Source organism: Arthrobacter sp. 2YAF22_2 (assembly GCF_052114645.1).
Taxonomy (GTDB): Bacteria; Actinomycetota; Actinomycetes; order Actinomycetales; family Micrococcaceae; genus Arthrobacter.
In genome coordinates this window covers 1-2,325 of record NZ_JBFRFD010000538.1, presented here as the reverse complement: position 1 = coordinate 2,325, position 2,325 = coordinate 1, and the positions used below count along the sequence as shown (strand labels likewise).

Sequence of the window (2,325 nt, the reverse complement as noted above, 5' to 3'; positions counted from 1 at the left end):
GCGCGGGACAGGGCGTTCCGGGCGCCGTAGCCGCTTGCCGCGGCGGCCCCGGCCGCCATTCCGGCCGCTGCACCGGCGCCCGCCGCGCCGACCACCGGCAGCGCCGACGTCGATTTGTCCTCCGCCGCGCTGGCGCCGATGACGCTGGTCGATGCGGTGGGCATGTCGACGGGTGCGGTGATCGGGCCGGTGGGCGCCTCGAAGAGCAGCATGCCGGGGACGGCCGCGTGGGCTGCCGGAATATCGCCGTTACGGATGGCATCGGCCGCTTCGGCCAGCTTGATCGCGTTGGCCGGACGGTTCTTGGGGTCCTTGGCGAGCATCGACATCAGCAGGGCGCGGACGGGCCGGGGCAGGCTATCCGGCAAGGGCGGCGGCGCGTCGTTGACCTGGGCCAGCGCAATCGCGATCTGGGACTCGCCCGAGAACGGRCGGTGMCCSGTGAGGCACTCGTARCCGATAACGCCSAGYGAGTAGATRTCCGAGGMRCCGGTSGCWGTCTGGCCGGTGGCCTGCTCGGGGGCCAGGTACTGGGCGGTGCCCATCACCTGGCCGGTCTGGGTGAGGGGAACCTGGTCGGCCAGCCGGGCGATGCCGAAGTCGGTGACCTTGACCCGGCCCTCGGGGGTGATGAGCAGGTTGCCTGGTTTGATGTCGCGGTGGACCAGGCCCTGGGCGTGGGCTATGGACAGGGCGCGTGCCGTTTGGGAAATGATCGACAGGGTGCGGTCCGGGGACAGCACCTGCTCATGTTCGATGATGCTGCTCAGCGGCTGGCCCGGAACGAGTTCCATGACGAGGTAGGCGGAACCTTCCTCCTCGCCGTAGTCGAAGACGTTGGCGATGCCTACATGGTTCAGCAGCGCGGTGTGGCGCGCTTCGGCCCGGAAGCGCTGCAGGAAGCCCGGATCGCCCGTGTATTCCTCTTTGAGGACCTTGATGGCGACGATCCGGCCAAGGATCAGGTCCTTGGCCTTCCAAACTTCCCCCATGCCCCCGATCGCAATGCGTGTGGTCAGCTGGAATCTGCCGCCGAGGGTGATTCCCGATGTAGGCCTCACTTATTCAACACCGCCTCAAAAATCTTCTTCGCGTTCGGACTGGTTAGCTGTGCGCCGGTGGTGATGTCCACGCCTTGCATGACGATCGTGACAGCCACTTGCGGGTCGTTGGCCGGGGCAAACCCGGTAAACCATGAGTTGTTCAGGCCGGTGCCCAGCTCGGCCGTGCCGGTCTTGCCGGCAACCTGGACGCCTGGAACGGCCGCTGCGCGGGCGATGCCGTCGCTGACCACACTGGTCATCCACTCGGTGATCTGGCGGGAGATTTCCGGGGTGGTGGAGGTCCGCAGCGTCTCGGGCTTCGGTTCATTGATGATCCGCAGATCAGGCGCCCGCAGGGTCTTGATCAGGTTGGGTTTCATCTGGACGCCGCCGTTGGCAATGGCCGAGGTCATCTGGTTGATCTGCAACGGCGTGGCCCGGACGTCGCGCTGGCCGATGGCCGACTGGGCCAGGCCGGCGTCGTCCAGCGGCTCGCTCGGGAAGAAGCTCTTGGCTGACTCGAGCTTGAGCTGATCGCCGAAGTCCTGCCCGAAGCCGAATTTCGCGGCTTGGTCCCCGATCGCCTTCTGCCCCAGGTCGAGGGCGATTTTGGCGAACGGGGTGTTGCAGGACTGCTGCAGGGCGAAGGCAAACGTGGCGGTGTTCTGGGTGTAGCAATTGCCGCCGGCGTAGTTGGGCAGCGTGTACTGGATGCCCGGGAACGGCAGCTCGGCCGGGTTGGGCAGCACGCTGTCCTTGTTGTACTTGCCGGACCCCAGGGCCGCCGCCGTGTCGACGATCTTGAAGACAGAGCCCGGCGCCAGCAGCGCGCCGGTGGGTCCGCTCACGGACTGGTTCAGGTTGATGCCCGGGATCTTGTTCAGCGCGGTGATGTTCGCCGCTTCGGCGTCGGGGTCCTGGGTGGCGACCAGGTTGGGGTCGTACGAGGGTTTGGACACCATCGCCAGGATGGCGCCGGTCTTCGGGTTGCTCACCACAATGGATCCGCGCTGGCCCTCCGGAATCAGATCGTAGGCGAGCTTCTGGATTTTCGGATCCAGCGTGAGCTCCACCGAGGCGCCCTTGGGCTGGTTGCCCAGGAACAACTGGCCAACCCGGTCCAGGAACAACTGGTCGGAGCTGCCGGCCAGCTGCTCGTTCATCGCCAGTTCCATGCCGGTCAGGCCGTAGGTTCTGGAGAAGTACCCGGTGATTCCCGCGTACAGCTGCGGCTGGGTGTAGGTGCACTGCCTGCAGGTGGACGGCAACGACCTGATCGCGG

General features: G+C 66.4%; 2 protein-coding genes. Both read right to left on the bottom strand.

The window, feature by feature from the left end; translation table 11 throughout:
• The coding region (locus tag AB4Y86_RS17015; protein ID WP_441403346.1) for a protein kinase domain-containing protein at positions 1-1,061 on the bottom strand (1,061 nt) is incomplete at its 3' end.
• On the bottom strand, positions 1,058-2,325 hold a 1,268-nt coding region (locus AB4Y86_RS17010; RefSeq protein WP_441403345.1), incomplete at its 5' end, for a peptidoglycan D,D-transpeptidase FtsI family protein. The genes AB4Y86_RS17015 and AB4Y86_RS17010, both read right to left, overlap by 4 nt.